At 68.0% G+C, this 26,050-nt stretch carries 20 protein-coding genes and 1 riboswitch; of the genes, 10 read left to right on the top strand and 10 right to left on the bottom strand.

The window, feature by feature from the left end; translation table 11 throughout:
* Positions 1 to 96: 96 nt before the first annotated feature.
* Entirely contained in the window at positions 97 to 3,261 is a 3,165-nt protein-coding gene (locus G578_RS28100; protein WP_169400810.1) for a DUF4347 domain-containing protein, read from the bottom strand.
* 59 nt (positions 3,262 to 3,320) lie between these two features.
* Between G578_RS28100 and G578_RS0102480 the strand changes: the two genes are divergently transcribed.
* On the top strand, positions 3,321 to 4,343 hold the full coding sequence (locus G578_RS0102480) for a hypothetical protein (protein WP_156907177.1): 1,023 nt from the start codon (positions 3,321 to 3,323) through the stop codon (positions 4,341 to 4,343).
* A 16-nt stretch (positions 4,344 to 4,359) separates the two neighbouring features.
* Here G578_RS0102480 and mtgA read toward each other — a convergent pair whose 3' ends face one another.
* Positions 4,360 to 5,028 (bottom strand): monofunctional biosynthetic peptidoglycan transglycosylase, encoded by a 669-nt coding sequence (gene mtgA / locus G578_RS24350; protein ID WP_051243668.1) that lies wholly within the window; start codon positions 5,026 to 5,028, stop codon positions 4,360 to 4,362.
* Between the two features lie 230 nt (positions 5,029 to 5,258).
* Here mtgA and G578_RS0102470 point away from each other — a divergent pair, with 230 nt between their 5' ends.
* From G578_RS0102470 to G578_RS0102445, 6 genes are all read left to right on the top strand, one after another.
* Entirely contained in the window at positions 5,259 to 6,719 is a 1,461-nt protein-coding gene (locus G578_RS0102470) for an alpha/beta hydrolase (RefSeq protein WP_028792904.1), read from the top strand.
* A 222-nt stretch (positions 6,720 to 6,941) separates the two neighbouring features.
* Entirely contained in the window at positions 6,942 to 8,510 is a 1,569-nt protein-coding gene (locus G578_RS0102465; RefSeq protein WP_028792903.1) for an ABC transporter substrate-binding protein, read from the top strand.
* 73 nt (positions 8,511 to 8,583) lie between these two features.
* Positions 8,584 to 9,549: an ABC transporter ATP-binding protein gene (locus G578_RS0102460; protein ID WP_028792902.1), complete on the top strand. Its 966-nt coding sequence runs from the start codon at positions 8,584 to 8,586 to the stop codon at positions 9,547 to 9,549.
* Complete coding sequence (locus G578_RS0102455; protein WP_051243666.1) at positions 9,546 to 10,625, top strand: ABC transporter ATP-binding protein; 1,080 nt, start codon at positions 9,546 to 9,548, stop codon at positions 10,623 to 10,625. Before G578_RS0102460 ends, G578_RS0102455 begins: the two co-directional genes overlap by 4 nt.
* A complete protein-coding gene (locus tag G578_RS0102450; RefSeq protein WP_038013078.1) occupies positions 10,622 to 11,560 on the top strand; it encodes an ABC transporter permease in 939 nt (312 codons plus the stop codon). The genes G578_RS0102455 and G578_RS0102450 overlap by 4 nt, the downstream gene beginning before the upstream one ends.
* Positions 11,557 to 12,459 carry an ABC transporter permease gene (locus G578_RS0102445; RefSeq protein ID WP_084618628.1) on the top strand — a complete coding sequence of 301 codons (903 nt, stop codon included), beginning with the start codon at positions 11,557 to 11,559 and terminating at the stop codon, positions 12,457 to 12,459. The genes G578_RS0102450 and G578_RS0102445 overlap by 4 nt, the downstream gene beginning before the upstream one ends.
* Positions 12,460 to 12,462: 3 nt before the next feature.
* Here the strand turns inward: G578_RS0102445 and G578_RS0102440 are convergent, their stop codons facing one another.
* Complete coding sequence (locus tag G578_RS0102440) at positions 12,463 to 13,197, bottom strand: glycerophosphodiester phosphodiesterase (RefSeq protein WP_051243663.1); 735 nt, start codon at positions 13,195 to 13,197, stop codon at positions 12,463 to 12,465.
* Positions 13,194 to 14,129 (bottom strand): sugar phosphate isomerase/epimerase family protein, encoded by a 936-nt coding sequence (locus G578_RS0102435; protein WP_169400808.1) that lies wholly within the window; start codon positions 14,127 to 14,129, stop codon positions 13,194 to 13,196. Before G578_RS0102435 ends, G578_RS0102440 begins: the two co-directional genes overlap by 4 nt.
* A 261-nt stretch (positions 14,130 to 14,390) precedes the next feature.
* Between G578_RS0102435 and G578_RS0102430 the strand changes: the two genes are divergently transcribed.
* On the top strand, positions 14,391 to 15,221 hold the full coding sequence (locus G578_RS0102430; RefSeq protein ID WP_028792896.1) for a helix-turn-helix domain-containing protein: 831 nt from the start codon (positions 14,391 to 14,393) through the stop codon (positions 15,219 to 15,221).
* A 116-nt stretch (positions 15,222 to 15,337) separates the two neighbouring features.
* Positions 15,338 to 17,476 (top strand): TonB-dependent siderophore receptor, encoded by a 2,139-nt coding sequence (locus G578_RS0102425; RefSeq protein WP_051243656.1) that lies wholly within the window; start codon positions 15,338 to 15,340, stop codon positions 17,474 to 17,476.
* A 76-nt stretch (positions 17,477 to 17,552) separates the two neighbouring features.
* Here G578_RS0102425 and G578_RS0102420 read toward each other — a convergent pair whose 3' ends face one another.
* On the bottom strand, positions 17,553 to 18,647 hold the full coding sequence (locus G578_RS0102420) for a ribonucleotide-diphosphate reductase subunit beta (RefSeq protein ID WP_038013075.1): 1,095 nt from the start codon (positions 18,645 to 18,647) through the stop codon (positions 17,553 to 17,555).
* Positions 18,638 to 20,590 (bottom strand): ribonucleoside-diphosphate reductase subunit alpha, encoded by a 1,953-nt coding sequence (locus tag G578_RS0102415; RefSeq protein WP_028792893.1) that lies wholly within the window; start codon positions 20,588 to 20,590, stop codon positions 18,638 to 18,640. The genes G578_RS0102420 and G578_RS0102415 overlap by 10 nt, the downstream gene beginning before the upstream one ends.
* A 91-nt stretch (positions 20,591 to 20,681) precedes the next feature.
* Positions 20,682 to 20,883, bottom strand: a riboswitch (cobalamin riboswitch).
* Positions 20,884 to 20,895: 12 nt separating this feature from the next.
* On the opposite strand from G578_RS0102415, the gene G578_RS28925 reads away from it, so the two are divergent.
* Positions 20,896 to 21,054, top strand: a complete 159-nt coding sequence (locus G578_RS28925; RefSeq protein ID WP_084618625.1) for a 2Fe-2S iron-sulfur cluster-binding protein — start codon at positions 20,896 to 20,898, stop codon at positions 21,052 to 21,054.
* A 131-nt stretch (positions 21,055 to 21,185) separates the two neighbouring features.
* Here G578_RS28925 and G578_RS0102405 read toward each other — a convergent pair whose 3' ends face one another.
* The 4 genes from G578_RS0102405 to G578_RS0102390 all read right to left on the bottom strand — a co-directional run bounded on the left by G578_RS0102405 (position 21,186) and on the right by G578_RS0102390 (position 25,963).
* Positions 21,186 to 22,052: an NAD(P)-dependent oxidoreductase gene (locus tag G578_RS0102405; RefSeq protein WP_028792892.1), complete on the bottom strand. Its 867-nt coding sequence runs from the start codon at positions 22,050 to 22,052 to the stop codon at positions 21,186 to 21,188.
* A 112-nt stretch (positions 22,053 to 22,164) separates the two neighbouring features.
* On the bottom strand, positions 22,165 to 23,061 hold the full coding sequence (locus tag G578_RS0102400) for an NAD(P)-dependent oxidoreductase (protein WP_038013074.1): 897 nt from the start codon (positions 23,059 to 23,061) through the stop codon (positions 22,165 to 22,167).
* An 84-nt stretch (positions 23,062 to 23,145) separates the two neighbouring features.
* Positions 23,146 to 24,417, bottom strand: a complete 1,272-nt coding sequence (locus G578_RS0102395; RefSeq protein ID WP_028792890.1) for a flavin-containing monooxygenase — start codon at positions 24,415 to 24,417, stop codon at positions 23,146 to 23,148.
* Between the two features lie 88 nt (positions 24,418 to 24,505).
* Positions 24,506 to 25,963 carry an amidase gene (locus G578_RS0102390; protein WP_028792889.1) on the bottom strand — a complete coding sequence of 486 codons (1,458 nt, stop codon included), beginning with the start codon at positions 25,961 to 25,963 and terminating at the stop codon, positions 24,506 to 24,508.
* Positions 25,964 to 26,050 lie beyond the last annotated feature (87 nt).

Raw genomic sequence — 26,050 nt, 5'->3', positions numbered from 1 at the left:
GCTGCAGGTCGCGGGGTCAGCCGATTGGGGAGAGATCGGCTGGCTACGAGGGGGGGACCGGGCGTGTGATGGGCGCCCGGTCTTTCCCGTTCGCTTTCAGCCGACGAGGAAGCTGTCCGTCCCGAACTGATCGGCGGACAGCCCGACAAGGGTCACGGAATGGCCGCCGCCGAGGTCGAGCACCGTATTGCCCGACCCGTCGTTGAACAGCCGGGCAAGCAGGTTGTCGGCACTGGCGATCCCGGTGCCGTTCGCATTGGCCGCCACCATCAGCCTGTCCTCGCCGATGGAGAAGCCGTAGAGGGCGTCGGCCCCGTCCGCCTCGCCGAAGCGGAAGACATCGGCGCCGGAATTACCGAAGAGCCGGTCGTCGCCCGCGCCGCCCGACAGGGTGTCGGCGCCCTGTCCGCCATAGAGCGTGTCGGATCCGTCGTCGCCCCGGATCCGGTCGTCGCCCTCGTTGCCGTAGATCCGGTCGGCCCCCCCATTGCCGTACAGGTGGTCGTCGTCCCGGTTGCCCCAGAGCAGATCATCGCCCGTGCCCCCATAGGCCGTGTCGGCGCCCTGGCCGCCACGGAGCGAGTCCGCATCCTGGTTGCCATAGAGCAGGTCGTCGCCGAGGTTGCCGTACAGAATGTCCAGTCCGATCCCACCGCTCAGCGTGTCGTTGCCGGCGAAGCCGTACAGCGTGTCGTTGCCGGTGGTCCCCCGCAGGACATCGCCTGACGTCCCGCCTGAACTCAGCGTTTCGCCGCCCACGGAAGCGCCGCCGCCATCGGAGCCCCCGGGCTGTGGCGTGACGTCCGTCAGGGTCACGTCGTTGCCGGTGCCGCCGACATAGCTGATCTGGAGCGTCCGGCCGCCGGCCGTCAGGGTGGCGCCCTCGGCCAGGCCGCTGAAGGTTCCGGTGACGGCGTCGACACCGTCGTTGTTGACCAATGTGTAGCTGTCGCCCGCGGCCGGCGTGTAGCCCAGCACCACGTTGAGGGTCGCGTTGCTGATGGTCACCGTGCCGGTGACGTTGATCTGGTCGTACCCGGTGCCGGCGGCGGTGCCGTCGAGTTCCATCGTCGCCGTGGAACCGTTGGCGAGGGTCAGGTTGCCGGTGGCGATCGTGCCGGGGCTGTTGCCGGGCGCGATGGTGCCGCCGCTCGCGACCGTGACCGCCGTCGAAAAGGTGCTGGTTCCGCCGAGCGTCGCGCCGGAGGCGACGGTGTAGGTGCCGCCCCCCGCGATCGTGCCGCTGCCGCTGATCGTGCCGGAGAAGGTGGTCGAGGCGGAATCGGTCAGCGTGAGCGTGCCGCTCCCGATATTGAGCGTGCCGCTGCCGGTAAGGCTGCCGATGGTCTCGTTCGTGTTGCTCAGATCGAGCGTCGCGCCGGACGCGACGGAGACGGCACCCGCGTCGGCCAGAGCGTTGCCGCCGGAGACCTGCAGGGTGCCGCCGTTGATCGTGGTCCCGCCGGAATAGGTGTTGGTTCCGCTGAGGGTGACGGTGCCGCTGCCGGACTTCGTCAGGCCACTGGTGCCGGAGATGTCATTGTCGATCGTGGTCGCGCCGGTCACCGTCAGCCCGCCGCCGTTCAGGGCCACGTTGCCGGTGCCGAGATTGCTGTCGGTCGAGACCGAGAGTGTGCCGCCGGTGACGGTCGTGGTGCCGGTATAGGTGTTCGTGCCGCTCAGCGTCAGCGTGCTGGCACCGGTCTTGGTCAGGTTGCCCGCGCCCGAGACCACCCCGCTCATCGTTACATTGGCGCCGACATTCACCGTCCCGTTCGACGCCCCGAGCACGATGGCATTGTCGATCGTCGTCGCCCCGGTCACCGCCAGGGTGCCGCCGTTGATCGTCACCGTGCCGGCGCTCAGGTTTCCGTCCCCGGCGACCGAGAGCGTGCCCTGGCTGACGGTCATCGAGCCCGAGGCGGTGTTGGTGCCGGTCAGCGTGAGCGTGCCCGTGCCGGTCTTGGCCAGCACGTTCGTCCCGTCGTCCGTCACGGTCCCGCTAATGGTAACGGTGTTGGCGCCGGTATCGATGGTCGCCGTGTCCTCGACTTCGATGTTCGAGGTGTAGGCACCGCTGGTGGTGAACCGGACGGTCGAGTTGCCCAGGATATCGATCAGGGGCGCCGAGGTCGTCGTGCCGATCTCGGCGGTCGTGCCGCCGAGAACCCATACCCTACTCGTCCCGCTGATCGAGCCGTTCAGAGCGATGGTTCCGCCGCCGGCCGTCTGAAGGACGAATGAGCCGCCGGTGAAAGAAACCCCGGAATTGAGCGTCAGCGACTGTCCCGCGGAAACATCGAAGTAGAGATGGGAGTCCGCGACGATGTCCGAACCGCCGATCGTCAGCGAATTTGTTGTTCCGGTGAAGCCGAAACTCGTGGCCGCCCCATTCGTGAAAGTCGGCGAGGCAGCGAGGTTGATCGTCGCGGTCGCGCCAAGATTGCTGAAACGCACGATCTGATCGACAGCCGCGGCGGCCGCCCGAAGCGTCCCTGCGCTCGCATCCCCGAGCGTGCTCGTGACGTTGACAGCGAGCAGGCCCGGCCAGCGCGCGGCCCGCTGCGGATCGATCAGGCACGGGAAGGCATCCGGTGCTCCGCCGGCGGCCACATCGAGTTTCCAGTCGCCCCCATAGAGGCGGCCTCCGGTCGGCGTCGACGACGCGAGGACCGGCGCGACCAAGACACGTGACAGGGTTTCGACGAAGCGCCGCCCGACCTCGTCACGCCCGACCGAACAGCCGTAGAGGACGAGCGACCGCCCGGCGAGGGCACGCCTCAGACCGGCGATCCCGGCGTGGTGGCGCTGCAACGTGGCCAGGGATATCCGCTCTCCGCCGAGATGCAGGACGCCCGGTTCGCCGTGGCTGAAGACATGGACGGAGGTGGCTGGGGCGTCGGGCCGGGACAGGGCGTCGGCGAGCGACTGGAATGGGTCGGATGTGTCGCCGAGCAGACAGATCCGATGACGTCCGACCAGGACGCCGGCGAGCGCAGCGCGCGCCGGTACGGCCAGGTCGATGACGGCAAGCGTCCCGTCTGTGGAGTCCGGCACGGGCGCGTCGGGCAACGACAGGCGGTTGTTGCCCATGCGGTTTTGCATCAGCTGCAGTCCGTTTATATGGTAAAAGTAAGAATTCGCTTTTAGAATGATAATCTTCTGGTCATTTGAGCGTCCGTCGGAAAAATCGGAATTCCTATTAAGACGGCGATGGGAAGTTGTATTATGATTTCTGTGATTCAGCTTATTCGGATGCATTGAGGTGCCCGCCCGCCGAGCAAGAAGCATGAAGAGAGAAAGAAGAGGGAGGAGCGGGCTTGTCGATGCGCCATGAGGGCTGGCCGGGGCCGTCCTCGGGGCTCGGCAGCCGGCACTTCGATCTCAAATTGCGATTGATCATGCGCACCCTCGGCACCGGCTCCCAGAAGGAACTCGGAAGCCTGCTGCAGGAGATCAACCCGCAGACCGGATTCCTGCCCAGTCGGGCCTATAAATGGGTGACCGGCCGCGCTCTGCCGCGCGATCAGTCGATCTTCGACGACCTGGCCCAGCTCCTGGGGCTTGAGGCCGACGGCGGTCCGGCGGGCGGGGAATGGCTGCGCACGGTGGATTTCGCCGGGTTCCGGTCCGCGATGATCGCCCGCTACGGGACCCGCGCCGGCCAGGACGCGGACCCGGACAGAGGGGCGCCGCTTCAGAGCGAGACCATTCGCCGGTCCGGAGTCCCGGACGCCGGCGTCCAGGCGATCCCACGCTTCGTCCACGGCAGCTATCTCGTCGTCAGCCCGGCCTGGTCGGCCTATCGCCACGATCAGTTCGTGGTCGGCGAGATCGTCATCGGCGAAGGCGACCGCGGGACCGTCATGATGCAGTATCGCGAGCGCCTTCCGGGCGGCGATGTCGTGATGCGCGGACTGGTGTGGCGGCTTGGCCAGTGCCTGCACGCCACGATCACCGAGCCGGAAGGCGAGCATGTCATGAGCATGGTCTTCGCCGTTCCCGTCCCGCCCGGCGTGGCGCTTGCAGGGTTGATGAGCGGGACGCCGGTTCACGATGCCGAGACTCGGATGGTCAGCGGACGGTTCATCGCCCTCGATCTTCCCCAGTTGCGCGGAGCGGATCCTGCGGCGGCGGAGCCCGGGGAGGGCGATCTCGAGGGTTATTGCGAGGCCTCGGTCGCGGGGGTGGAGCGGCTGCTGGAGATGGCGGGAGCGACGGTTGGGAACCGCACGCTCCTGGCGGCCGGCATCTGCGCCTATCTGGGCGAGACGGCGGGGGACGGCCTGATCGACGTGCGGCAGGCCGCCGTCAACGATCTCGTCGGTCACCTGATCGGCTGACGGTCCCGGACCGTGCTCACGTCTCAAAACAGCTGAACAGATGGGTCAGCCTAGGAATGTCGCGGGCGATCTCCTGGGCACGCCGGCCGACCTCCCCGGACGGGCGCGCCGGATTTCTGTCCAGCGGGTTCGGCAGGATGGCGGCGAGACGGGCCGCCTCGGTGCGTGTGAGGCCGCTTGCCGGTTTGCCGAAATGCCGCTGGGCGGCCGCCTCGACCCCGTAGATGCCGTCGCCCATCTCGACCACGTTCAGATAGAGTTCCAGGATCCGGCGTTTCGGCACCAGCAGTTCCAGCCCGAGCGCCAGCGGGATCTCCACCGCCTTGCGCAGGATCGAGCGCGAGGGCGGCAGATACAGATTTCGGGCGAGCTGCATGGTGATGGTGCTCGCCCCCCGGCTCGGCCGGCCGGTCTCGCGGAACTCGTCCAGCACCTTGTTCATCTGGCGCCAGTCGATGCCGTTATGCGCGCAGAACGTCTGGTCCTCGGAGACCACGACCGCCCGGGCCGCGTTGGCCGACATCTCGGACATGGGGACCCAGCGAAAGTCGGCCGAGGCCTCGCGCCACAGCATCAGCGGCGTTCCCGGTGGCGGCACCACCCGGTAGAGCAGGATGACCAGCACGGGAAGGACGACGAAAACCACCAGCATCGCCAGGAGAATCCGCCGGATAAGTCGTGCCATGATGCGCATCCCCCACGATGGACGGCGAAGTGCCGGCGTTGGCGACCGCCCGTCCTCGTCTGCGTCAGTCGGTCCGTGATGGGTCGTCCGACCGGTCCTGTCAACCGACCCGGCCACGGAGCGGGCCGGTGTGGTAACGCGCTTTGTCGCCGTTCGTCCCGGCGGTACTACTTCTTTTGTTGCGGTCCTGATCAACCGAGCTCGGGCCGCGTGCGGGAGGGGTTCGGGTAATGCGATCACCCAGAGCGGCCGTCGTCGGCGCTGTCATAGCCGGCGCCCTGATCCTCGCCTCTCTGGCGGTGCTTGAGGCGGCGCGCACGCGCGTGGAGACGCGGGACCTGACTGTCGGCGCCACCCCGGTGACCGCCTACGCCAGATCCGGGGCCGAGGGACCGGTGGTCGTCATCGCCCATGGCTTTGCCGGGTCGCGGCAGATGATGCAGGGCTATGCCCTGCCGCTGGCCCGTGCCGGCTACCGGGTCTTCAGCTTCGATTTTCTCGGACACGGGCGCCATCCGCTGCCGATGTCCGGGGACGTCACCGCAGTGGCGGGCACGACACGTCTGCTGATCGCGCAGACCGAGGCGGTCATCGATGCCGTCTCCGACGGGCAGGCACCGGTCGCGCTGCTGGGGCATTCCATGGCGACGGACGTGCTGGCCCGTGTCGCCGCCGAGCGGTCCGATATCGGGCCGGTCGTCTTGCTGTCGGCCTACTCGCAGGCGATCACGCCGGACACACCGCGCACGCTGCTGCTGTTGGCGGGGGAATGGGAGCCGGGCCTGCGCGCTGCGGCGCTGGACTATGCGCGGCAGGTCATGCCGGAGGCGGTCGAGGGACAGACGGTGACCGCGGACGAGGTCACCCGCCGTGCCGAAGTGGCGCCCTTCGCCGAGCATGTCTCCATCCTGCATAACCGGGCGGCCCGGCAGGCCGCGCTCCGATGGATCGACCAGGCCTATGGCCGGCATGCCGAGACAACCATCTGGCCCACCGGCTGGGCGATCCTCGGTCTGTTTGCCGGCCTGGTGCTGATCTTCGGGAGTATCGCGCCCCTGGTTCGCGGCATCGAGGCGACGTCGGGTCGACTGACCGGCCGGCAGGTCGCCGCGGCCTCCCTGCTGCCGACGCTGGTGGCGCCGTTGGTTGCCGTGCCGCTCAATCCCCAGCTCCTGCCCGTGCTGGTGGCCGACTATCTGGCCCTGCATCTGGCGGTGTTCGGGCTGGTTCAGCTTGCGCTGATCCGATGGTGGCGGGTTTCCGTGGGCCGGATTTCAATGCCGGCCTTCGTGCTGCTGCTCGGGTGGTGCTGTCTGTTCGGTGTGGCGCTCGACCGCTACGTGGCGAATTTCTGGCCGACACCCGGCCGCTTCTGGATCATCGCGGCCATGGCGCTGGGCGCGGTTCCGTTCATGGTGGCGGATTCGATGCTGACCCTGCGGGCCGGCCTTCTTCAGCGTCTGGCTCTGCGCGGCGCCTTCCTGCTGTCCCTGGGACTGGCGGTCGTGCTCGATTTCCAGGGGCTCTTCTTCCTGCTCATGATCGCGCCGGTGGTGCTCCTGTTCTATCTTGTCTTCGGCACGGTGGGGCGGGTGGCGGGTCTGCGGGCCGGTCCCCTGGCGTCCGGCCTCGCCCTTGGGCTGGTCCTCGCCTGGGCGCTGGGGGTGAGTTTCCCGCTGTTCGCGCCTTAGACGGCGCCGGTCTTCCTGGGGCAGCCCCGCTTCAGCCTTAGGACTATCGCCTCCGCCAAGGGGTCGTCTTGCGGGCGTCGTCGGCGGACGACGTCACAAAACTGCAGCCGAGGGGTCACAGAATCGACCGGCCGACTGCAACAAAGAGTCCGCGAAGCTCTCACATAAACAACACCGGCTCCTGCGACACTCCAGGTCTGTTCACATACTGGAGTATGAGCCATGAGAGGCTTCTTCCGCCTGGCCGCAGGCGCGCTCGTCGCGCTCGGCCTGATGGCCGGACCGGCATTGGCCGACGACCGGCCGGAGCTGGTCGTCGCGGTCAATGACCTGCCCGATACGCTCGAGCCGGCCGACGGCATGGGCAACGTCCATGTCCGCATCATCTACTCGATGTTCGACAGCCTGATCCGCCGCGACTTCCTGGCGAACGGCAAGGGCAGCGGCTCCAAGCTGGTGCCGGGCCTGGCCGAGAGCTGGAAGCGGATCGACGACAAGACGATCGAGTTCAAGCTCCGCGAGGGCGTGAAGTTCCACAACGGCGACGAGGTGACCGCCGACGACGTGGTCTTCACCTTTACCCACGGCCGCATGCTGGGCGATCGCCCGATCGTCCCGACCGGCCGTCAGGAGATGAACACGATCAGCCATGCCGAGCGGGTCGACAAGTACACGGTTCGCATCGTCAGCCGTGTGCCCGACGTCATGATGGAGCAGCGCCTGGCCGGCTACGCGAGCTGGATCGTCAACGCCCGCGACTACCTGACCCGCGGCTACGACCAGGTGCGCCGCAGCCCGGTCGGCACCGGCCCGTACAAGATCGCCGAGTTCGTCGATGGCGAGTACATCAAGCTGGTCGCCAATGACGACTATTTCGGCGGCAAGCCCACCGCCAGCAGCATCACCTTCAGGGTGGTGCCGGAGACCTCGGCCCGTGTCGCCGGTCTGGTGAGCGGCGAGTTCGATATCATCGTCAACGTGCCGCCGGACCAGGTGCCGGTGCTGGAAGGCTATGACGACATCGAGGTCAAGCAGGTGGTGCTCGACAACACCCACATGCTGGTCTTCTACATGGACGCCCCGTTCATGAAGGACAAGAACGTCCGTCAGGCCCTGTCCCTGGCGATCGACCGGGCGCTGCTGCGCAAGGCGCTGTGGAACGACAAGAACTTCACGCCGAACGGCCACCAGCTGCCCGACTACGAGATCTATCTGGCCGATTATCCGGATTTCGAGTTCAACCCGGAGAAGGCCCGCGCGCTGGTCGAGGCGTCGTCCTACAAGGGCGAGGAAATCGTCTACCGTCTGCCGCTGAACTACTACCTGAACAGCCTCGAGGCCGCTCAGGCGATGCAGCAGATGTGGAAGGATGTCGGCCTGAACGTGAAGGTCGAGCCGGTGGAGAACTGGTCCCAGGTGACCAAGGCCGAGGGTACCAACATCCGCCCGTGGTCCAACACCCACCGCATCCCGGATCCGAGCGGATCCTTCGTCTCCCAGTGGGGCCGGATCAGCGACGTCCAGAACAACAAGGCGTTCCCCGACCGTGCCTGGAAGGCGCCGGAGGAGTTCAACAAGCAGCAGGACCGGCTGGTCTCCAGCACCGAGACGGCGGACCGCAAGGACGCCTACCGCAAGGCGCTGGACATCTGGACCGACGAGGTTCCGGGCACGATGCTCTACAATCCGCTCGAGACCTACGCGCACAAGAAGTCCGTCAATTGGGAGCCGTACTCGCTCTACTACATGGACTTCCGTCCCTACAATCTGACCTTCGGGGTCGGCGGCTGAGGATGGCGCTTGCGGCGTGGCGGTCGGTGGACCGTCGCGCCGTGGCGCATCCCGCCCCGAATATCAGCGGTTGATGAGTACACTTCTAGAAATTCGCGACCTGACCGTCCGGATCGATCTTCCGGGCGGTCCGGTCTTTCCGGTCCGCGACGTGTCGCTACGGATCGGCCCCGGCGAGACGCTCGGCCTGGTCGGAGAAAGCGGCTGCGGCAAGACGCTGACCTGTCTCTCGGTCATGGGACTGTTCGGCCGCCGCGTGTCGGTGGAGAGCGGCGAGATCGCCTTCAAGGGCACCCCGCTGGACCCCAAGAGCCGTGCCGACCGCGCCCGTCGCGCCCGCGGCATGGGCATGATCTTCCAGAATCCGATGACCGGCCTGAACCCGGTGCGCACCCTGGGCTGGCAGGTGGCGGAGGCCTATCGCATCCGCACCGGCTCCAGCCGCCGCGCCGCCGCCGCCCGCGCCGTCGAACTGCTCGACCTGGTCGGCATTCCCGAGCCGCGCCGCCGGTCCCGCGACTACCCCCACCAGATCTCCGGCGGCCAGCAGCAGCGCGCGATGATCGCCATGGCCATCGCCGGCGAGCCCGCCCTGCTGGTTGCCGACGAGCCGACCACCGCCCTGGACGTCACCGTGCAGGCGCAGATCGTCGAGTTGCTGTCCCGGCTTCAGCGCGATCTCGGCATGGGCATGCTGTTCGTCACCCATGACCTGGGACTGGTGGCCGAGGTCGCCGACCGGGTGGCGGTGATGTATGCCGGGCGCGTGGTCGAGATGGCGCCGGCCGCCGAGCTGTTCGCCCGACCGCGCCACCCCTACACGCAAGGTCTGCTCACATCCCTGCCGTTCCTGGACGACGAGGTGGAGCGGCTCAGTCCCATCGACGGCACCGTGCCGTCCCTGCGCGCCATGCCTCGGGGCTGCGCCTTCGCGCCGCGGTGTCCCCATGCGTCGGAGATCTGCCGCACGGCAGTGCCCGATCTGTCCGGCGCGGTGGCCTGCCATCATCCGCTGGCAGTGCGGACGGAGGCGGCATGAGCGCGGTTCTCGCCGAGGCCACAGAGCCGGCTGAGCCCACGCCGCTGCTGCGGGTGGCAGGCCTGGCACGGCGCTTCATCCTGCCGCGCACCAGCCTGTTCGGACCGCGTCCGGAACTGACGGCGGTGGCGGATGTCTCCTTCGACCTGGCGGCGGGCGAGACCCTTGCCGTCGTGGGCGAGAGCGGCTGCGGCAAATCGACGGTGGGCAATCTGGTGCTCAACCTGCTCAGCCCCAGTGCCGGGTCGATCCGGTTCGACGGCGAGGATCTGGCGGCGGCGGACGATACCCGCTGGCGCGACCGGCGGCGGGACCTGCAGCTGATCTTTCAGGACAGCCGCAGCGCCCTGGATCCGCGCCTCACCGTCGAGGCTCAGGTGGCCGAGGGACTGGAGATCCACAAGGTCGCCACTGCCGCCGACCGGAAGATCATGGTCGCGGCCATGCTTGAGGCGGTCGGGCTCGGCGGCGATCTGGCCAGGCGCTATCCGCACGAGCTGTCGGGCGGCCAGCAGCAGCGCGCGGTGATCGCCCGCGCCCTGGTGCTGGAGCCGAAACTGGTGGTTTGCGATGAGCCGGTGGCCGCCCTGGACGTCTCGGTCCAGGCCCAGGTGGTCAACCTGCTGCGCGACCTGCAGCGCAATCTGGGGCTCGCCTATCTGTTCATCTCGCACGACCTCAGCCTGGTGCGCCATGTGGCCGACCGGGTGGCGGTGATGTATCTCGGCCGCTTCGTGGAGGTGGCGGAGTGCCGTGATCTGTTCGCCGCGCCCGCGCACCCCTATGCGAGGGCGTTGATCGGCGCGGTGCCGGCGGCGCGGTCCCGCCGCGGCCGTCTGGTGCGGCCGCTGCGCCTGGAGGGCGAGCCGCCGAGCCCGATGAACCCGCCCAGCGGCTGCCCACTGCATCCACGCTGCCCCTTCGCCACCGACCTCTGCCGGACCGAGCTTCCCGCTCTGCGCCCCCTGGCCGACGGCCGCTCGGTCGCCTGCCACCACGCCGAAGCCAGCCAGGCCGACGGCCTGGAGGCGCAGGGCGGCAGCGACGCGTCCCAACCCCTGAAGGTCTTCCCATGAACCTGCGCTATGCCGCGATCAAGCTGCTGCGGGCGATGATCACCCTCTGGCTGGTGGTGACCTTCGTCTTCGTCGTGCTACGCCTCACCGGCGATCCGACCCAGCAGCTGCTGCCGGACGATATCGGCCCGGAGATCCGCGACTATTACCGCGCCGCCTGGGGCCTCGACCGGCCGCTGTGGGAGCAGTACCTGCGTTATTTCGAGGCGGCGCTGCGCGGCGATTTCGGCATCTCCTTCCGCAACAGCCAACCGGCCATCGACCTGATCTGGCAGCGGGTGCCCAAGACCCTGGAGCTGGGGCTGGCGACGTTCTTCTGTTCGCTGGCGCTCGGCATCCCCCTGGGCGTGCTGGCGGCGGTGTGGCGGGACAGCTGGGTCGACCGGCTGACCATGTCCTTCGCGGTCTTCGGCTTCTCCATGCCGAACTTCTTCCTCGGTATCCTGCTGATTCTGCTCTTCGCCCTGAACCTGCGGGTGCTGCCGAGCTCCGGCTACGGGACGTGGCAGCACATGGTGATGCCTGTCTTCACCCTGGCCACCGCCTTCGCCGGGGCCATCGCCCGCTTCACCCGCTCGGCCATGCTGGAGGTGCTGTCGCGCGACTACATGCGCACGGCCGAGGCGGAAGGGGCCTCGCGCTTCCGGCAGGTCTGGTGGCACGCCTTTCCCAACGCAGCGATTCCGGTGGTGACGATCGTCGGCTTCAGCCTGGGCGGCATGATCGGCGGCGCGGTGGTGACCGAGAACGTCTTTGCCTGGCCGGGCGTGGGCCGGCTGCTCACCAGCTCGGTCGCCGACCGCGACCTGTCCATCGTCCAGGGCATCGTCGTGCTGGTGGCGATCACCATGGTCTCTGCCAATCTGCTGGTCGACCTCGCCTATGGCTGGCTCGATCCGAGGGTCCGCGTCGGCGGCCAGGAGCGCTCGCGATGAGCGCCGAGACCGCCGACAATGCCGCTTCCGCCCCGAAGCCCGCGGCCGCGCCGGCGGGCAGGCCGGTGGGCGCGTGGCGCATGCCGCTGCTGGTGCGGATCGCCGCCGCGATCCTGGTGCTGGTCTCATTTGTCGCCCTTCTGGCGCCGCTGCTGACCCCGTACGGCTATGAGGAAACCAACCTGCTGTATCGGCTGAAGCCGCCTTTCTGGTCGTCCCTGTCGATCGAGGGGCATCTGCTGGGCACGGACAAGCTCGGACGGGACCTGCTGTCGCGACTGCTGATCGCCACCCAGGTATCGCTCGCGCTGGCGCTGCTCGGTACCCTGATCGGTGCGGTGCTCGGCACGTTCCTCGGCATCCTCGCGGCCCATCGCGGCGGCTGGGTCGACGAAGTCGTGATGATGCTGGTCGACTGGCAGGCGGCGATGCCGTTTCTCATCATCGCGCTGGCGGTGCTCGCCTTCCTCGGCAACAACTTCTACCTGTTCCTCGCCCTGATGGGGCTGGCCGGGTGGGAGACCTATGCCCGCCTGACCCGCAGCCTGGTGCTGTCGGCCCGCGAGCAGGGCTATGCGGTGGCGGTGCGGGCGCTTGGCGCGCGGCCGCTGCGGCTGTACGGCCGTCACATCCTGCCCAATGTCATGGGGCCGCTGATCGTCCAGCTCACCCTGAATTTCCCGCAGACCATCCTGCTGGAGACCTCGCTCAGCTTCCTGGGCCTCGGCATTCAGCCGCCTCTCACCTCGCTGGGCCAGATGCTGGGAGACGGGCGCGACTATCTGCTGACCGCCTGGTGGCTGGCGGTGCTGCCGGGCGGGGTGATCTTCCTGACGACCCTGTCGATGAGCCTGTTCGGCGACTGGCTGCGGACCCGGCTGGATCCCACGCAGCGCTGAGCCCTAAGCAGCGCTGAGAACCGCGCGGCGTCCGAGGGCGGGGTCGTTGACCAGCAGCCCGTCGACGCCGGCGGCGATCAGCCGGGACAGGTCGTCGGTGCTGCAATCGCCGACCTCCCGGTCGGTGCCGGTGCCGCCGGTGGTCACCCAGACGGTGCAGCCCTGGCCGTGCAGCGCCGCGATGGTGTCGGCATCGGCATCGCGCTCCCACAGTCGGATGAGGTCGACGCTCTCGGCCAGGAAGGCGTCCACGGGGGTGGTCCCGCTGTTCAGGGCGAGGATCCGCGCCGCCGGCAGATGCGCCCGCGCCGGACCGACCAGGGCAGGATCGCGCAGGCCGAGCGCGATCCGGCGCGGGTCGAACGCCGCCGCGGCGAGGTCGGCGGCGATCTTCTCGATCACGGCAGGGATCAGCGACTTCACGTCCAGCATCAGCGGAATGCGTCCGTGCGCCGCCTCGAACAGGGTCGCCAGCGGCAGCACCGACGCCCCGGCCGCGGCGGCGGTCCTGGCCAGCTCTTCGGCCGGCGTGTCGTCGATCAGCACCGAGCGACCGGCGATCCGGGACAGGTCGGCATCGTGGGAGACAACCAGGGTGCCGTCGCCGGCGATCCGCACGTCGCACTCGACCCGGTCGGCCCCGGCGGCGATGGCGCTGTCCAACGCGGCCAGGCTGTTTTCCGGTGCGTGGGCGCTGTCGCCGCGATGGGCGATGATATGGGCCGGCAGTCGGGTCATGCGGCCCGGTCCAGGGCGTTGACGTGGCGGGCGAAGGCGCGCAGCCGGGTCAGGCTGTCGCCCAGCATCGCCCGCGCATGGCGCTGCAGTTCCAGGATGGCATAGGTGCCGGGCAGCACGTCGGAGACATCGGCCAGGGCGTCCAGGTCCATGCAGCCGCTGCCGAGCGGCGCGTGCATGTCGCCGATGCCGAAATACATCCAGTCATGCTGGGCGGCGATCGACGGGATGGCCGGCCGACCGCTGGCCTCGCTGATATGGATATGGCCGGTCACCGGCGCCATCGCCCGGGCGCCGGCGACCGGATCCAGGTCGAGCAGCCCCGCGCCCTGGTTGGCGTGGCTGTAGTCGAGGCAGCCGGTCACGCCCGGATGATCGACCAGGGCAAGCTGGCGGGCCAGCGCTGCCGGATCGAGCGAGTAGCTGGTCAGGCGTCCGGCGATCACCGCCGGGTTCGGGCTGATGTTCTCCAGTGCGATCCGCAGGCCAGCATCCCGGGCGATGTCGCCCAGCGCCGAAAGCTCGTCGCGCTCGAAGGCGAGCAGTCCGTCGGCATCGCGGGCCCAGGCCTCGGGGCTGGCGCGGCCGGCATGGATCACCACGATGCCAGCGCCGATCTCGGCGGCCAGCTCCACCGACACCCGGGCGGCGGCGCGATGCCGTTCTATGTTCTCGCGGTCCATAAAGTCGATCGGGATCGGGGCGTGAAGGGTGATGGCCAGGGGGCGCTCGGCGCAGATCTCGCGCAGCTCGGCGACCCGGCCGGGGATCAGCCCGGCATCGGCCACCACGCCGAGATCGGAGGCGTAGCACTCCACCACCTCCGCGCCCAGGGCGATCAGTTCGTTCATCTGCGCGCGCACGGCGTCGAGATCCCCGGCGACGCCGCCGAGATTCGCGCCGATGCCGGCGATGCGGAGCGGATTTGGCACGGCTTGTGACCCCATCTGGAACGGTTGATGCGGGTGACCTTGCCACGTCTTGATGACCATTGAGTGAAACCACTGGGATTCCTTGGTTTCACCGGCATTTCGGGGCGCGCCGGCCACGCGCCTGTCGGCCGGAGACAGGGCTTCTCGCCTGGAAGCAGACGGCATGTAATGCGAATCGTTCTCATTCGCAAAATTGTCGGGTATGGTGCCTTCGGATTTCGACATTCATCGGCGGAGCGGGCGTTGCAGTTCAGGCCAAGGATGACATCGACCGTCGATCGGATCGTGCCGATCGACGCGGTCAGCTGCCTCAAGTTCGAGTGGATGGCCATCGACCTGTGGCGGGTCGAGGCGCGGCAGGGTGCGGGTGGCCGGTATGTATCGCCGGACCCGCGCTTCGTCGTGTTTTTCGACGGTGCGCAGATCGCCCTGGGTCCGACCGGTACGGCCGACCCGTCCCTGTGCTCCGCCTTTTTCGTGCCGACCGGCGTGCCGCTCTGCGGCCGGCTGGCGACCGTCGGCGATCTGGAACATATCGATATCCATGTGGACGAGAGCCGGTTGCGCCGGATCGTCGGCCCCTCGGTCGATCTCGACTCCGCGCTGTTCCTGCCGGACAGCATGGAACTGCGCCGGCTCTGCGCGCTGCTGGCCGACGAATGCCGACGCCCGGAGCGGCCCGGCGGCTACAGCGAGGCGCTGGCCTGCGGCGTGATCCACGAGTTCTTCCATCTCGGCGCCCGTCACAGCGCGGAGCGCGCGGCCCCCGCCTGGATGGACCAGGTGATGGACCATGTGCTCGATCGCCTTGACCGGCATCCGAGCGTCGACGAGCTCGCTTCGGTGGCGGGCATGTCGCGCTCGCGCTTCACCCGCCGGTTCAAGGAGGTCGCCGGCCTGTCGCCCCATCAGTGGGTGATGGGCACCCGGATCAAGCAGGCCCAGCGTCTGCTCAGCGAGGGGGCGCTGCTGTCCCAGGTCGCCCATGACACCGGCTTCGCCGACCAGGCGCATTTCAGCCGCTGCTTCCGCCACGCCACGGGCATTTCGCCGGGCCGCTGGACCAAGCGGCACGTTTGTTCAAAAGCCTAGGCGTTCGTTCAAGACAGGCTTCCGGCGCGACTCTAAGCAGGGCGGATGATCGTTTACCGCCGTCCGCGCCCTTGGCGCCCGGTTCTGACGGCGTGCTTTACTGGGGGAATTGCGAGATGAGCAGAACGGCTTCGCGGCGGGGCTTGGCCCTGCGTTTTGTCCTGTCCGCCCTGATGGCGTCGACCGCGGGGTCAGCCCTGGCGCAGGACGCCGACAAGGTCCTGGTTCTTGAGCCGGTGAAGGTCCTGGGCAACCAGGAGGACGCGACCGGTCCGGTGGGGGGCAGCAACAATCCGCCGACCGTGACCGGCTCCAAGGTGCCGGTCTATGCGACAGAAGTGCCCCAGTCCCTGTCGATCCTGGGCAGGGCGGACCTGGAGCGGTTCAACGCCGACAGCGTCAGCGAGACGTTGCGCTATACCCCGGGCGTGACCGCCGATGTCTTCGGCAACGACACCGATTACGACTGGCTGCGCATCCGCGGCTTCCAGGCGGACCAGACCGGCACCTATCTGGACAATGCCCAGAACCTCTCCTTCGCCTTCGGGTCGTTCTACATGGACACCTACACGCTGGAGCGGATCGAGGTTCTGCGGGGCCCGTCCTCAGCGCTGTATGGCGGCTCCAATCCGGGTGGTATCGTCAACTACATCTCCAAGCGCCCGGGCGAGCTGGTGCGTGAGGTGGTGCTGGGCATCGAGGATGCGCCGGCGGCCTCGCTCTCCTTCGACTACGGCGATCCGCTGGAGAACGGCCAGGCCTATCGCGTGGTCGGCAAGATCAAGGGCGGCGACAAGTATGACGACCTGAACGAAGGCGTGCGCGGCACCCTGGCCCCATCCTACAAGTTCGAGACCAGCCACGGCACCGAGGTCACCCTGCTGGCCAATGCCCATATCGCCGACGAGAAGCATAACGGCAGCAGCTTCCTGCCCTATGCCGGCACCGTCACCGCGACCGAGCAGTTCGGCCATATCGACCGGGACGCGAACTTCTCCGACGAGGACTGGGACAGCTACAAGCGCGAGCAGTTCTCCGCGACGGCGATCGCCGAGCACACCTTCGACAACGACTTCACCCTGACCGGCATCGGCCGCGCCGGGGTCGCCAGCGTGGAGGAGAGCTACTACTACCCGTTCGGCTATGCCGGCTATGCGACCACGCCGAGCGATGCCCAGGGCACCCTCAGCCTGATCGCCTTCGAGCACGACACCCTCGTCCGCACCGCCCAGACCGATATCCGCTATTACGGCACGGTGCATACCGGCCCGGTCAGCCACGATCTGCTGTTCGGCCTGGACGCCCGGTACTACTGGCTCGACGAGACCCAGGCCTCCGGCTTCGGCACGAACCAGGTGGTCAACCCGACCAACCCCGGTACCCCGACCCTGGGCGCGCCGTATCAGGACGCCACCACGACCCAGTCGCAGACCGGTCTGTATGTGCAGGATCAGCTCCGCTTCGGCGACGGCTGGATCGTGACCGGCAACCTGCGCCACGACTTCGTGGAGACCGAGCAGGACGGGGCCGCCGGCTTCGAGCGCAGCGACAGCGAGAGCTCCTGGCGCGCCGCGGTCGGCTACGAGTTCCCGCTCGGCATCACGCCCTATGTCAGCTACTCCAGCTTCTTCAACCCGCTGATCACGTCGCCGGCCAACGGCGTGACCGAGCCGGAGAGCGGCGAGCAGGTCGAGGCCGGTGTGAAATGGGCGCCGGAAGGCGAGAACTTCTACCTGATGGCCGCTGCCTTCCAGATCGACCGCGAGAACGTCGTGACCGGCGCGTTCCCGAACTACAACCAGCTCGGCGCGGTACGCTCGACCGGATTCGAGTTCGAGGGCGGCTACCAGTTCGGCTTCGGCCTGACCGTCGTCGGCACCGCCACGGTGCTGGACGCCGAGGTCACCGAGGACACCGACGCCTCGCTGATCGGCAACACCCCGACCCTGATCCCGGAACACGAGTTGACCCTGCGGGCGGAATACGCCTTCCAGGGCCCGCTGGACGGCGTGTCGATCGGTGCGGGCGTGCGCCACCGCGGCGAGAGCTACGCCAACGACGCCAACACGCTGACCGTGCCGGACGCCACCCTGTTCGATCTCTATGCCGGCTACGAACTGTCCGAGAACCTGGATCTGAACCTGTCGGCCACCAACGTGGCGGACAAGCGTTACGTGACCGGCTGTCAGACCGAATACGTCTGCTCCTACGGCGCCGGCCGCGAGGTCATGCTGACCCTGAAGGCGACCTGGTAAGCCTCAGGAAACCTACGTCTCACGCGAAGAGGCGGCCCGAGGGTCGCCTCTTTTGCCTTTGAACCTGCGAGGGGATTTAAGCCTGCTTGCGGGTCTCGAACATCGACCACACGCCGTCGGCGCCGTCCCAGCTTCCGCGGCTGGCGGCCTTGGAATACTCGGTCGCCCGTTGTTCGAAGAAATTGGCGTGCTCGACCCCGTTCAGGATCTCCACCAGCCAGGGCAGCGGATGCGGCTTGAGCTGGCGGTAGCCGCCTTCCACCGCCTCGAAACAGCCGAACACGGTGGGCAGCTTGAGCTGGGTCAGGCGCCAGTCGGCGATGTAGCGGACGTAATCCTTGATGTCCTGCGCCGTCATGCCCTCGATCTCGCCGAGCTCGAAGGCGAGATCCACGAAGCCTTCCTCCAGCCCCACCATGGTCTTGGCCACGTCGACGATGTCATCGCGTACCGCCGGGGTCAGCGCGCCGGTCTCGCGGTTCCACTCGTGGAACAGCCGCACGATGCCCTCGCAGTGCAGGCTCTCGTCACGCACCGACCAACTGACGATCTGGCCCATGCCGTTCATCTTGTTGTGTCGCGGGAAGTTCAGCAGCATCGCGAAGCTGGCGAACAGGGCCATGCCCTCGGTGAAGGCGCCGAACATCGCGAGCGTGCGGGCCACGTCGCCAACCGTGCCGACGCCGAAGGTGTGCATGTAGTCGGCCTTGGAGCGCATGGCGTCGTAGTCGCGGAACGCCTCGAACTCCGCCTTCGGCATGCCCAACGTGGTCAGCAGCAGGGCATAGGCGTCGATATGGACGGTCTCCATGTTGGTGAAGGCGGCCATCATCATCTGGATTTCCAGGGGCTGGAAAATCGGGATGTAGCGCTTGAGGTAGTTGTCGCCGACCTCCACGTCCGACTGGGTGAAGAAGCGGAAGATCTGGGTCAGCAGGGCCCGCTCCGCCTCGCTCACCCGCGGCGAGGCCCAGTCCTTGAGGTCGCCGCCCAGCGGCACTTCCTCGCCCATCCAATGGGTCTGCTGCTGGCGCTTCCAGAACTCGTAGGCCCAGCCGTAGCGGCTGACGTCGTAGGTGCCGGTCGAATCCAGCAGGCCGACCCGGCCGGTGCCGATCAGCTCGCGCGGGTCGAGATGGACCAGGGAGGTCGCAGCGGGGTTCACTGACATGACAGGCACTCCTCGTAATCGGTCGGCTCGACGGTGAAGGCCTGGCGCTCCACGGCTTCGAGCTGTCCGGCGAACCCGGCCCGGCTGACCGATTTGGAGCGGCAGTAATACAGGCTCTTGATGCCCCGCTCCCAGGCGGTCCAGTGCAGCATGTGCAGGTCCCACTTGTGGATGTCGGCCGGCAGGAACAGGTTGAGCGACTGGCTCTGGCAGATGAACGGCGCGCGGTCCGCGGCGAAATCGATCAGCCAGCGCGGATCGATCTCGAAGGCCGTGCGGAACATCGACTTCTCGTCTTCCGTCAGGCAGTCGAGATGCTGCACCGAGCCCTCATGCTCCAGGATGCTCTCCCAGGTCTCCGACGTGTCAGCACCCTTGGCCGCCAGCAGCTTCTTGAGGTGCGGGTTGCGCACGGTGAAGGCGCCGGACAGGGTCTTGTGGGTGTAGATGTTGGCCGGGATCGGCTCGATGCAGGCGCTGGTACCGCCGCAGATGATGCTGATCGAGGCGGTTGGGGCGATCGCCAGCTTATGGCTGAACCGGCTCTGCATGCCGCGCTCGGCGGCGTCGGGGCAGGGGCCGCGCTCCTCGGCCAGGGTCACGGAGGCGGCATCGGCCTCGCGCCGGATCTTCTTGAAGATCCGCATGTTCCAGGACTTCGCCAGCGCGCTCTCGAACGGGATGCCCTGAGCCTGCAGGAAGGAGTGGAAGCCCATCACGCCCAGACCGACCGAGCGCTCGCGCATGGCCGAGTAGCGCGCCCGGGACATGCCGTCCGGGGCGTTCTCGATGAAGCTGGTCAGCACGTTGTCGAGCATCCGCAGCACGTCCTCGACGAAGCCCGGCTCCTCGTTCCACTGCTCCCAGGTCTCGATGTTCAGCGAGGACAGGCAACACACGGCGGTGCGCTCCTCGCCCAAATGATCCGCACCGGTCGGCAGAGTGATCTCGCTGCAGAGATTGGACGTCGAAACTTTCAGCCCCAGCTCGCGCTGATGCTTGGGCAGGTTGTTGTTCACGCTGTCGATGTAGAGCAGGTACGGCTCGCCGGTCTGCAGGCGGGTTTCCAGGATGCGCTGCCAAAGCTGGCGGGCGTCCACCTGGCGCATGACCGCGCCGTCCTTCGGGCTCTTCAGGTCGAACATCGCGCCGTCGCGCACCGCCTCCATGAAGGCGTCGGTGACGTTGATGCCGTGATGCAGGTTGAGGCCCTTGCGGTTGAAGTCTCCGCTGGCCTTGCGGATCTCCAGGAACTCCTCGATCTCCGGGTGGTGGATGTCGAGATAGACCGCCGCCGAGCCGCGCCGCAGGGAGCCCTGGCTGATCGCCAGGGTCAGGCCGTCCATGACGTGGATGAAGGGGATGATGCCCGAGGTCTCGCCGGTGCCCTTCACCGCTTCGCCGATCGAGCGCACCTTGCCCCAATAGGTGCCGATGCCGCCGCCGTTCGCCGCCAGCCAGACATTCTCGTTCCAGGTGTTCACGATGCCGTCGAGGGAATCCGGCACGGTGTTCAGGAAGCAGGAGATCGGCAGGCCGCGGGTGGTGCCGCCGTTGCTCAGGATCGGGGTCGCCGGCATGAACCACAGGCGGGACATGGCGTCGTACAGCCGCTGGGCGTGGTCGATGTCGTCGGCATAGGCGCAGGAGACCCGGGCGAACATTGCCTGGAAGTCCTCGCCCGGCATCAGATAGCGGTCGCGCAGGGTGGCCTTGCCGAACTCGGTCAGCAGCGAATCACGACCCCGGTCGAGCACCAGATCGTCGGGGGTGGGCGCCTTCGCCAGCGGACGCGGCAGGGGCGCGCGCTGCGGCTCCGGCCGGGCCGGTGTCACCGCAGCCGCCGGAGCCGTGGGCCGGGCGGTCGCCGGCGCCCTCGGCGCGGCGGGAGCGGGCGAGAAATTGCCAGTTTCGTCAAAGTCGTAGGCCAGCTGCGTAGACATGGACACCCCTCGTGTCGGTGGAGGGGGAGTCGGGAGGGCCTGCGGGAACGGGCAACAGCCCAGCAAGCGCCTTCCGGATCACCCCGCCCGGGACGGATATGCGCGCACGGCAGGTCTCCTGGCTCGCGGGTCCGGACGACTGTCTGGCCTTCCCAGCGTCCCATGGACACCAGTGACCCCTCATCGACAGCCGCTAGCCGCTTACAGTTGCGGGGGCAGCTCCGGTCTTGCACCGGAATTCCCTCTTAGCCCTAGATATTGGTTATCCAGGGACCGTGAACGCTGCATTTAGTAACGATTGCGCCATGGCGTCAATGCTTTCCTGCGGTACCTGCACGGTCCATGTGACGTCCGGCCAGACCCACATGGTCCATAACGGCGGCATCCGCGAGGACGAGGTGGAGGAGGGCCATGTGCTCGCCTGCTGCACCCAGCCCATCGGAACGATCGAAGTCGAGGTCTGAGGGGGGCCACTCACTCCTCTTCCCTCACTCCCCGGATTTAGTCCGGGGCCCACGCGTGAGGCCGCACGGTCCTCCGTCAGATCACGCGGAACAGTAACTAAGTCCGGGGAGTGTAGAGAAGGGCGAGGGAACTAGCTCTTCGTCCCGTCCCGCACGATCTCCACGATCCGAGACAGATCCTGATCGGCCCGCCCCTGGAACTTGCCATGCAGCATGACCAGCCGGGCCGCCTGACACACCCACATGGGCACGCCCAGCGACTCGCCCTGCTCGATGGCGAGGTTCACGTCCTTCATCAGGATCTCGACCGTCGCGCCGAAATCGAAGCTGCCCGGGACGATGTTGTTGGGGAACACGTTGGTGGTGGCGAAGTTCTTGCCGGTGCCGTTGTTCAGCACCTGCAGCATGGTCTCCGGCGCGATGCCGCCCTTCTCGGCCATGGTCATGGCCTCGGACGTCGCGACAAGGCCGACCGCGAACAGGATGTTGTTGGTCAGCTTCATGGTCTGGGCCGCGCCGGGTGTGTCGCCCGCCACCACGACCGTGGGCCCCCAGGCGCGGAACACCGGGTCGAGCCGGGCCACCGTCTCCGGATCGCCGGACACCATGACGGCGAGGGTGCCGGCGGCGGCACCGGCCGGTCCGCCGCTGATCGGCGCGTCGATCACCGTCACGCCGCGCTCGGCGCAGAGCCGTTCGACCTCGGCGACGAAGGGCCCGCCGACGGTACAGGTGTTCACCAGGGTCTTCAGCGCGCCGCCGGCGAGCAGGTCGTCCAGGGCTTGGCGGAAGATCGCCAGGGTCGGCAGCGAGACCACCACCGTGTCGCAGGCATCGGCCAACTCCGCCGGCGAGCCGGCCCGACGCGCCTGGCGGTCCAGCAGCGGCTGCATCGCCTCGTCACGGATGTCGTGGACCCAGAGCTCGTGGCCGGCATCGAGCAGCTTGCCCGCCATGGGGCGGCCCATATTGCCGATGCCGAGAAATCCGATGCGCATTGTCGTCCTCCCATGGGCGGCCGGGAGGGTCATCGCGGTCGGACCGGTGCCTCCCTTGTGCCGAAAGCCAGCAGGTCCCGCCGGAGCGTGTGCCGGCGGGACCTGGTATCCGTTACTTCTTGAGGCGCGGCTTCTCGATGTTGGCGAGGTCGCAATGGGCGTCGACCATGGCGGAGAAGTCCTGGGCGCCGAAACCGCGGGCGCGGGCGGCGCTGAACATCTCGCGGGCCGCCGCCGCCATCGGCATCGGCACCTTGGCGGTATTGGCCGCCTGCATGATCAGCGACAGGTCCTTATGGGCCAGGTCGATGGTGAAGCCCGGGCTGGTGTCGCCGGCCAGCACCTTGTCCGGCCAGTTGATCTTGAGCTGACCGTTCATCGCCGTGGTGCCGTAGATCACGTCCAGCGTGCTCTCCAGGTTCAGCCCCAGGCCCTGGGACAGGGCCAGCGCCTCGGCGTTGAACTGGCAGGAGGCGACCGCCAGGAAGTTGTTCACCAGCTTGGTCCGCGTGCCGGTGCCGACCCCGCCGCAGTGATAGATCGTCGTGCCCATGGCCTCGAGCATCGGCTTGACCAGCTCGAAGTCCTCCAGCTCGGCACCGACCATGAACAGCGACTCGCCGCGATCCGCATGGGCCGCGAGACGGCCGACCGGCGCATCCACATAACGCAGGCCCTTGGCCTTGGCCTGGGCGGCGAGATCGTCGGTGGTGCCCGGCTCGACGGTGCTCATGTCCATGATGAGCGCGCCCTTGGGGGCGTTGGCGATGATGCCGTCCGCGCCGCCGACCACCTCGCGCACGACCGGGCCGTCGGGCAGCATGGTGATGATGACGTCGCTCTTCTTCGCGACCTCGGCCGCGGTGGGCGCGCTGGAGGCCTGAAGCTCTTCAAGCTCCTTCACCGCGTCCGGATTGATGTCGTTGACGACGAGGCGGAAACCCTTGCGGGCCATGTTGGACGCCATCGGCCGCCCCATGCGTCCGAGCCCGATAAAACCGACATTCATAGAGATAGTCCTCCCGATTTGGTTGGCCTTCCTTGTAGGGGGCGGGCGGACCCCCTGACCATACGGGAAATGACCGGTGCGACCTCAGAGTCCGGCGCGCGCCCGGGCCTCCTGGTCATAGGCGAAATACTGCCGGTGGGTGGCGATGTGGTCGGCCACGTAGAGCGCGTCGTGCCACACCCCCCAGATGAAGGAGGAGCCGCGCCGCGACAGCCAGGGCAGCCCGACGAAATACAGACCCGGCTCGGCCGACACGCCGCGCTTGTGCTGCGGTTTGCCGGCGGCGTCGAAGGCGTCCACCTGCAGCCAGCCGAAATCGTATTCGTAGCCGGTGGCCCACAGGATCGTGCTCACGCCCGCCCCCGCAAGGTCGAGCTCCAGGACCGGATCGGTGACGCAGGCCGGGTCGGCCGGAATCACCCGCATCTCCGGCTCCTCCGGCAGGTCGAGACCGTTGCGGGCGATATAGGCGTCGGCCTGATCCAACTCCGACATCAGGCTCGCGTCGCCGCGCGCCAGGTTGTCGGCCAGGTCGGGGGCGAAGCGGATCGTCCCGTCCTCGTACCCCGCCGTCATGCCGACCAGGGTCATGCCGCGTTCGGCCAGCCGCCGGAAATCGACCGTGTGGCCGCCATAGGCGCCGCTGACCGCGATGGTGACATGCTGGGTGTCGGGGTCGGGCGTCTCCGCGTCCCAGCGTCCGAGCACGCCGAGCCACCAGCAGTAGTCGCGCTCCCGGTAGCGGCGGGGATAGCGGTTGTGCGGTCCGACCGAGAGATAGACCCGGCGCCCGGCACGCAGCAGTTCGTCGGCGATCTGCGCGCCCGACGACCCGCACCCGACCACCAGCACCGCCCCCTCGGCAAGCTGATCCGGGTTGCGGTAGGCAGCGGAGTGCATCTGCGTCACCGGGGCGTTCTGCGGCACGATGCGGGGGATGACCGGCCGCTGGAACGGACCGGTGGCGGCGACCACGTATGTCGCGTCGATCGGCCCGTCGGAGGTCTCCACGTGGAAGCCCGGCCGGTCGGGGTGGCGGGTGACCTTCGTGACCTCCACACCGCAGCGGATCGGGGCCGACACCTTCGCGGCATAGTCGGCGAAATAGGCCGCCACCCGCTCCTTGCCCGGGAAGCCGTCCGGGTGCACGTCGTCGAACTCCAGCCCGGGGAACCGGTCGTGCCAGGCGGGGCCGTTCGCGACCAGCGAGTCCCAGCGCCCGGTCCGCCAGCGCTCGGCGATGCGGCCGCGTTCAAGCACCAGATGCGGGACGCCGAGCGACCCCAGATGCGCACTCATCGCGACGCCGGCCTGGCCCGCACCGACGACCAGCGTCTCTACCTTCTCAACCGTCATGCCCATGCCCCCTGGCGATCCCGATCCGCAGCCGACTCAAGCAGCTTCGGGCGGCCGCGCAAAGAGACTTGCTGTCGCGCCGGTCCGCTCAGTCGATCGGTTCGCCCGGACGCGGGTCGATCGGCAGCTTGCCGGCGAGGCCGGTCAGGTCCTCCAGCAGGGCGGCCGCCGCCAGCAGGCCGGCATCGTCGTGCGGCTTGCCGACCACCTGGATGCCGACGGGACGCCCGTCGTCGGTGAAACCGGCCGGCAGGGAGAGCGACGGGCAGGCGGTCAGGGTGATCGACGAGGTGGTCATCGAGGCGGCGATGTAGTTGTCGAACTTCACCCCGTCGACGCCGTCGATCCGGGTCTTGTCGACGTCGTAGGGCGGCAGCACGGTGACCGGCAGCAGCAGCAGGTCGTAGGTCTCGAAGAAGTCGGCGACGCGGCGGTAGAAGGCGGCCCGTTCCCGCTCGGCCCAGGCGATCTCCTCCGGCGACAGGGCGAGCCCCTTCTCGGTGTTCCAGATGATGTCCTGTTTGATCCGGTCGCGGTGGGTCTTCAGCCGCTCGCCGTGGTTCACCACGAAGATCATGGCCCGCAGGATCTGGAACGCCTCGCCGATTCCGCCCATCTCCGGGCAGGCTTCCTCGACCGGAATCCCAAGCTTTTCGAAGTTGCGGACCGCATCGCCGATCACCCCACGCACCGCCTTGGAGATCGGGGCGATACCGCCGAGATCGGCGGAGAAGGCGACCCGCTTCGGCCACCACGCCTTCTTGTCGGCGAGGGCCGCGTCCACCGTGCCGACGAAGCTGCGGTCCGGGGCCGGGCGGCTCATCGGGTCGCGCGGGCATTGGCCGGCCATGGTGTCCAGGAACAGGGCGATGTCCGGCACGTTGCGCGCCATCGGCCCTTCCACCGAGCTGGGGCTGAACAGGTTGTTGACGGTGCCGCGCGTCACCCGGCCGGGCGAGGGACGCAGGCCGACGACGGAGGTATGGGCCGCCGGACCGCGCAGGGAGCCGCCATGGTCCGAGCCGTGGGCCAGCCAGACCTCGCCCGTGGCCAGCGCCACCGCCGCCCCGCCGGACGATCCGCCCGGGGTGAGGGAGGTGTTCCAAGGGTTGCAGGTCTTGCCGAAGACCTCGTTGTAGGTGTTGCCGCCGGCACCGAATTCCGGGGTGTTCGACTTGGCGATGACCAGTCCGCCCCGGTCCTCGATCTTCTCGACCAGGGGATGGGAGCTGTCCGGCACGTGGTCGGCATAGATCGGCGAGGCGTAGGTGGTGCGCACGCCCTTCACGTCCATCAGGTCCTTGATCGCCACCGGCAGGCCGGCGAGCCAGCCGGGCTCGCCCTTGCCGGCGCGCTCGGTCAGGGTCTTGGCGGCTTCGCGGGCGCGGTCCAGACACAGGGTCGGCAGGGCGTTGACCGCCGGCTCGACCTCGGCGATGCGGGCGGCGGCGGCGTCGATCAGCTCCAGCGGCGAGACCTCGCCGAGGTCCAGCAGCCGCACCGCCTCGCGCGCCGTCAGCTTCGTCAGTTCGGTACTCGCCGCCATCGTCTTCCCCTGCATGTGAGGAGGAAACTCAAGCAAGCGCAGGCCGAGGGGTAAAGATGCCAAATCGGCAGGACAGGATGCGGGCGT

The organism is Thalassobaculum salexigens DSM 19539, from assembly GCF_000423805.1.
Classification (GTDB): domain Bacteria; phylum Pseudomonadota; class Alphaproteobacteria; order Thalassobaculales; family Thalassobaculaceae; genus Thalassobaculum; species Thalassobaculum litoreum.
The sequence above is the reverse complement of the archived record's forward strand: the minus strand, read 5'-3'. Positions and strand labels throughout refer to the sequence as shown.

Bases quoted from the DNA above. Each gene is read 5' to 3' on its own strand.
- G578_RS28100 (WP_169400810.1), bottom strand. From the start codon at position 3,261: ATGCATCCGAATAAGCTGAATCACAGAAATCATAATACAACTTCCCAT.
- mtgA (WP_051243668.1), bottom strand. From the start codon at position 5,028: ATGGCACGACTTATCCGGCGGATTCTCCTGGCGATGCTGGTGGTTTTC.
- G578_RS0102470 (WP_028792904.1), top strand. From the start codon at position 5,259: ATGCGATCACCCAGAGCGGCCGTCGTCGGCGCTGTCATAGCCGGCGCC.
- G578_RS0102465 (WP_028792903.1), top strand. From the start codon at position 6,942: ATGAGAGGCTTCTTCCGCCTGGCCGCAGGCGCGCTCGTCGCGCTCGGC.
- G578_RS0102460 (WP_028792902.1), top strand. From the start codon at position 8,584: ATGAGTACACTTCTAGAAATTCGCGACCTGACCGTCCGGATCGATCTT.
- G578_RS0102455 (WP_051243666.1), top strand. From the start codon at position 9,546: ATGAGCGCGGTTCTCGCCGAGGCCACAGAGCCGGCTGAGCCCACGCCG.
- G578_RS0102450 (WP_038013078.1), top strand. From the start codon at position 10,622: ATGAACCTGCGCTATGCCGCGATCAAGCTGCTGCGGGCGATGATCACC.
- G578_RS0102445 (WP_084618628.1), top strand. From the start codon at position 11,557: ATGAGCGCCGAGACCGCCGACAATGCCGCTTCCGCCCCGAAGCCCGCG.
- G578_RS0102440 (WP_051243663.1), bottom strand. From the start codon at position 13,197: ATGACCCGACTGCCGGCCCATATCATCGCCCATCGCGGCGACAGCGCC.
- G578_RS0102430 (WP_028792896.1), top strand. From the start codon at position 14,391: ATGACATCGACCGTCGATCGGATCGTGCCGATCGACGCGGTCAGCTGC.
- G578_RS0102425 (WP_051243656.1), top strand. From the start codon at position 15,338: ATGAGCAGAACGGCTTCGCGGCGGGGCTTGGCCCTGCGTTTTGTCCTG.
- G578_RS0102420 (WP_038013075.1), bottom strand. From the start codon at position 18,647: ATGTCAGTGAACCCCGCTGCGACCTCCCTGGTCCATCTCGACCCGCGC.
- G578_RS0102415 (WP_028792893.1), bottom strand. From the start codon at position 20,590: ATGTCTACGCAGCTGGCCTACGACTTTGACGAAACTGGCAATTTCTCG.
- G578_RS28925 (WP_084618625.1), top strand. From the start codon at position 20,896: ATGGCGTCAATGCTTTCCTGCGGTACCTGCACGGTCCATGTGACGTCC.
- G578_RS0102405 (WP_028792892.1), bottom strand. From the start codon at position 22,052: ATGCGCATCGGATTTCTCGGCATCGGCAATATGGGCCGCCCCATGGCG.
- G578_RS0102400 (WP_038013074.1), bottom strand. From the start codon at position 23,061: ATGAATGTCGGTTTTATCGGGCTCGGACGCATGGGGCGGCCGATGGCG.
- G578_RS0102395 (WP_028792890.1), bottom strand. From the start codon at position 24,417: ATGACGGTTGAGAAGGTAGAGACGCTGGTCGTCGGTGCGGGCCAGGCC.
- G578_RS0102390 (WP_028792889.1), bottom strand. From the start codon at position 25,963: ATGGCGGCGAGTACCGAACTGACGAAGCTGACGGCGCGCGAGGCGGTG.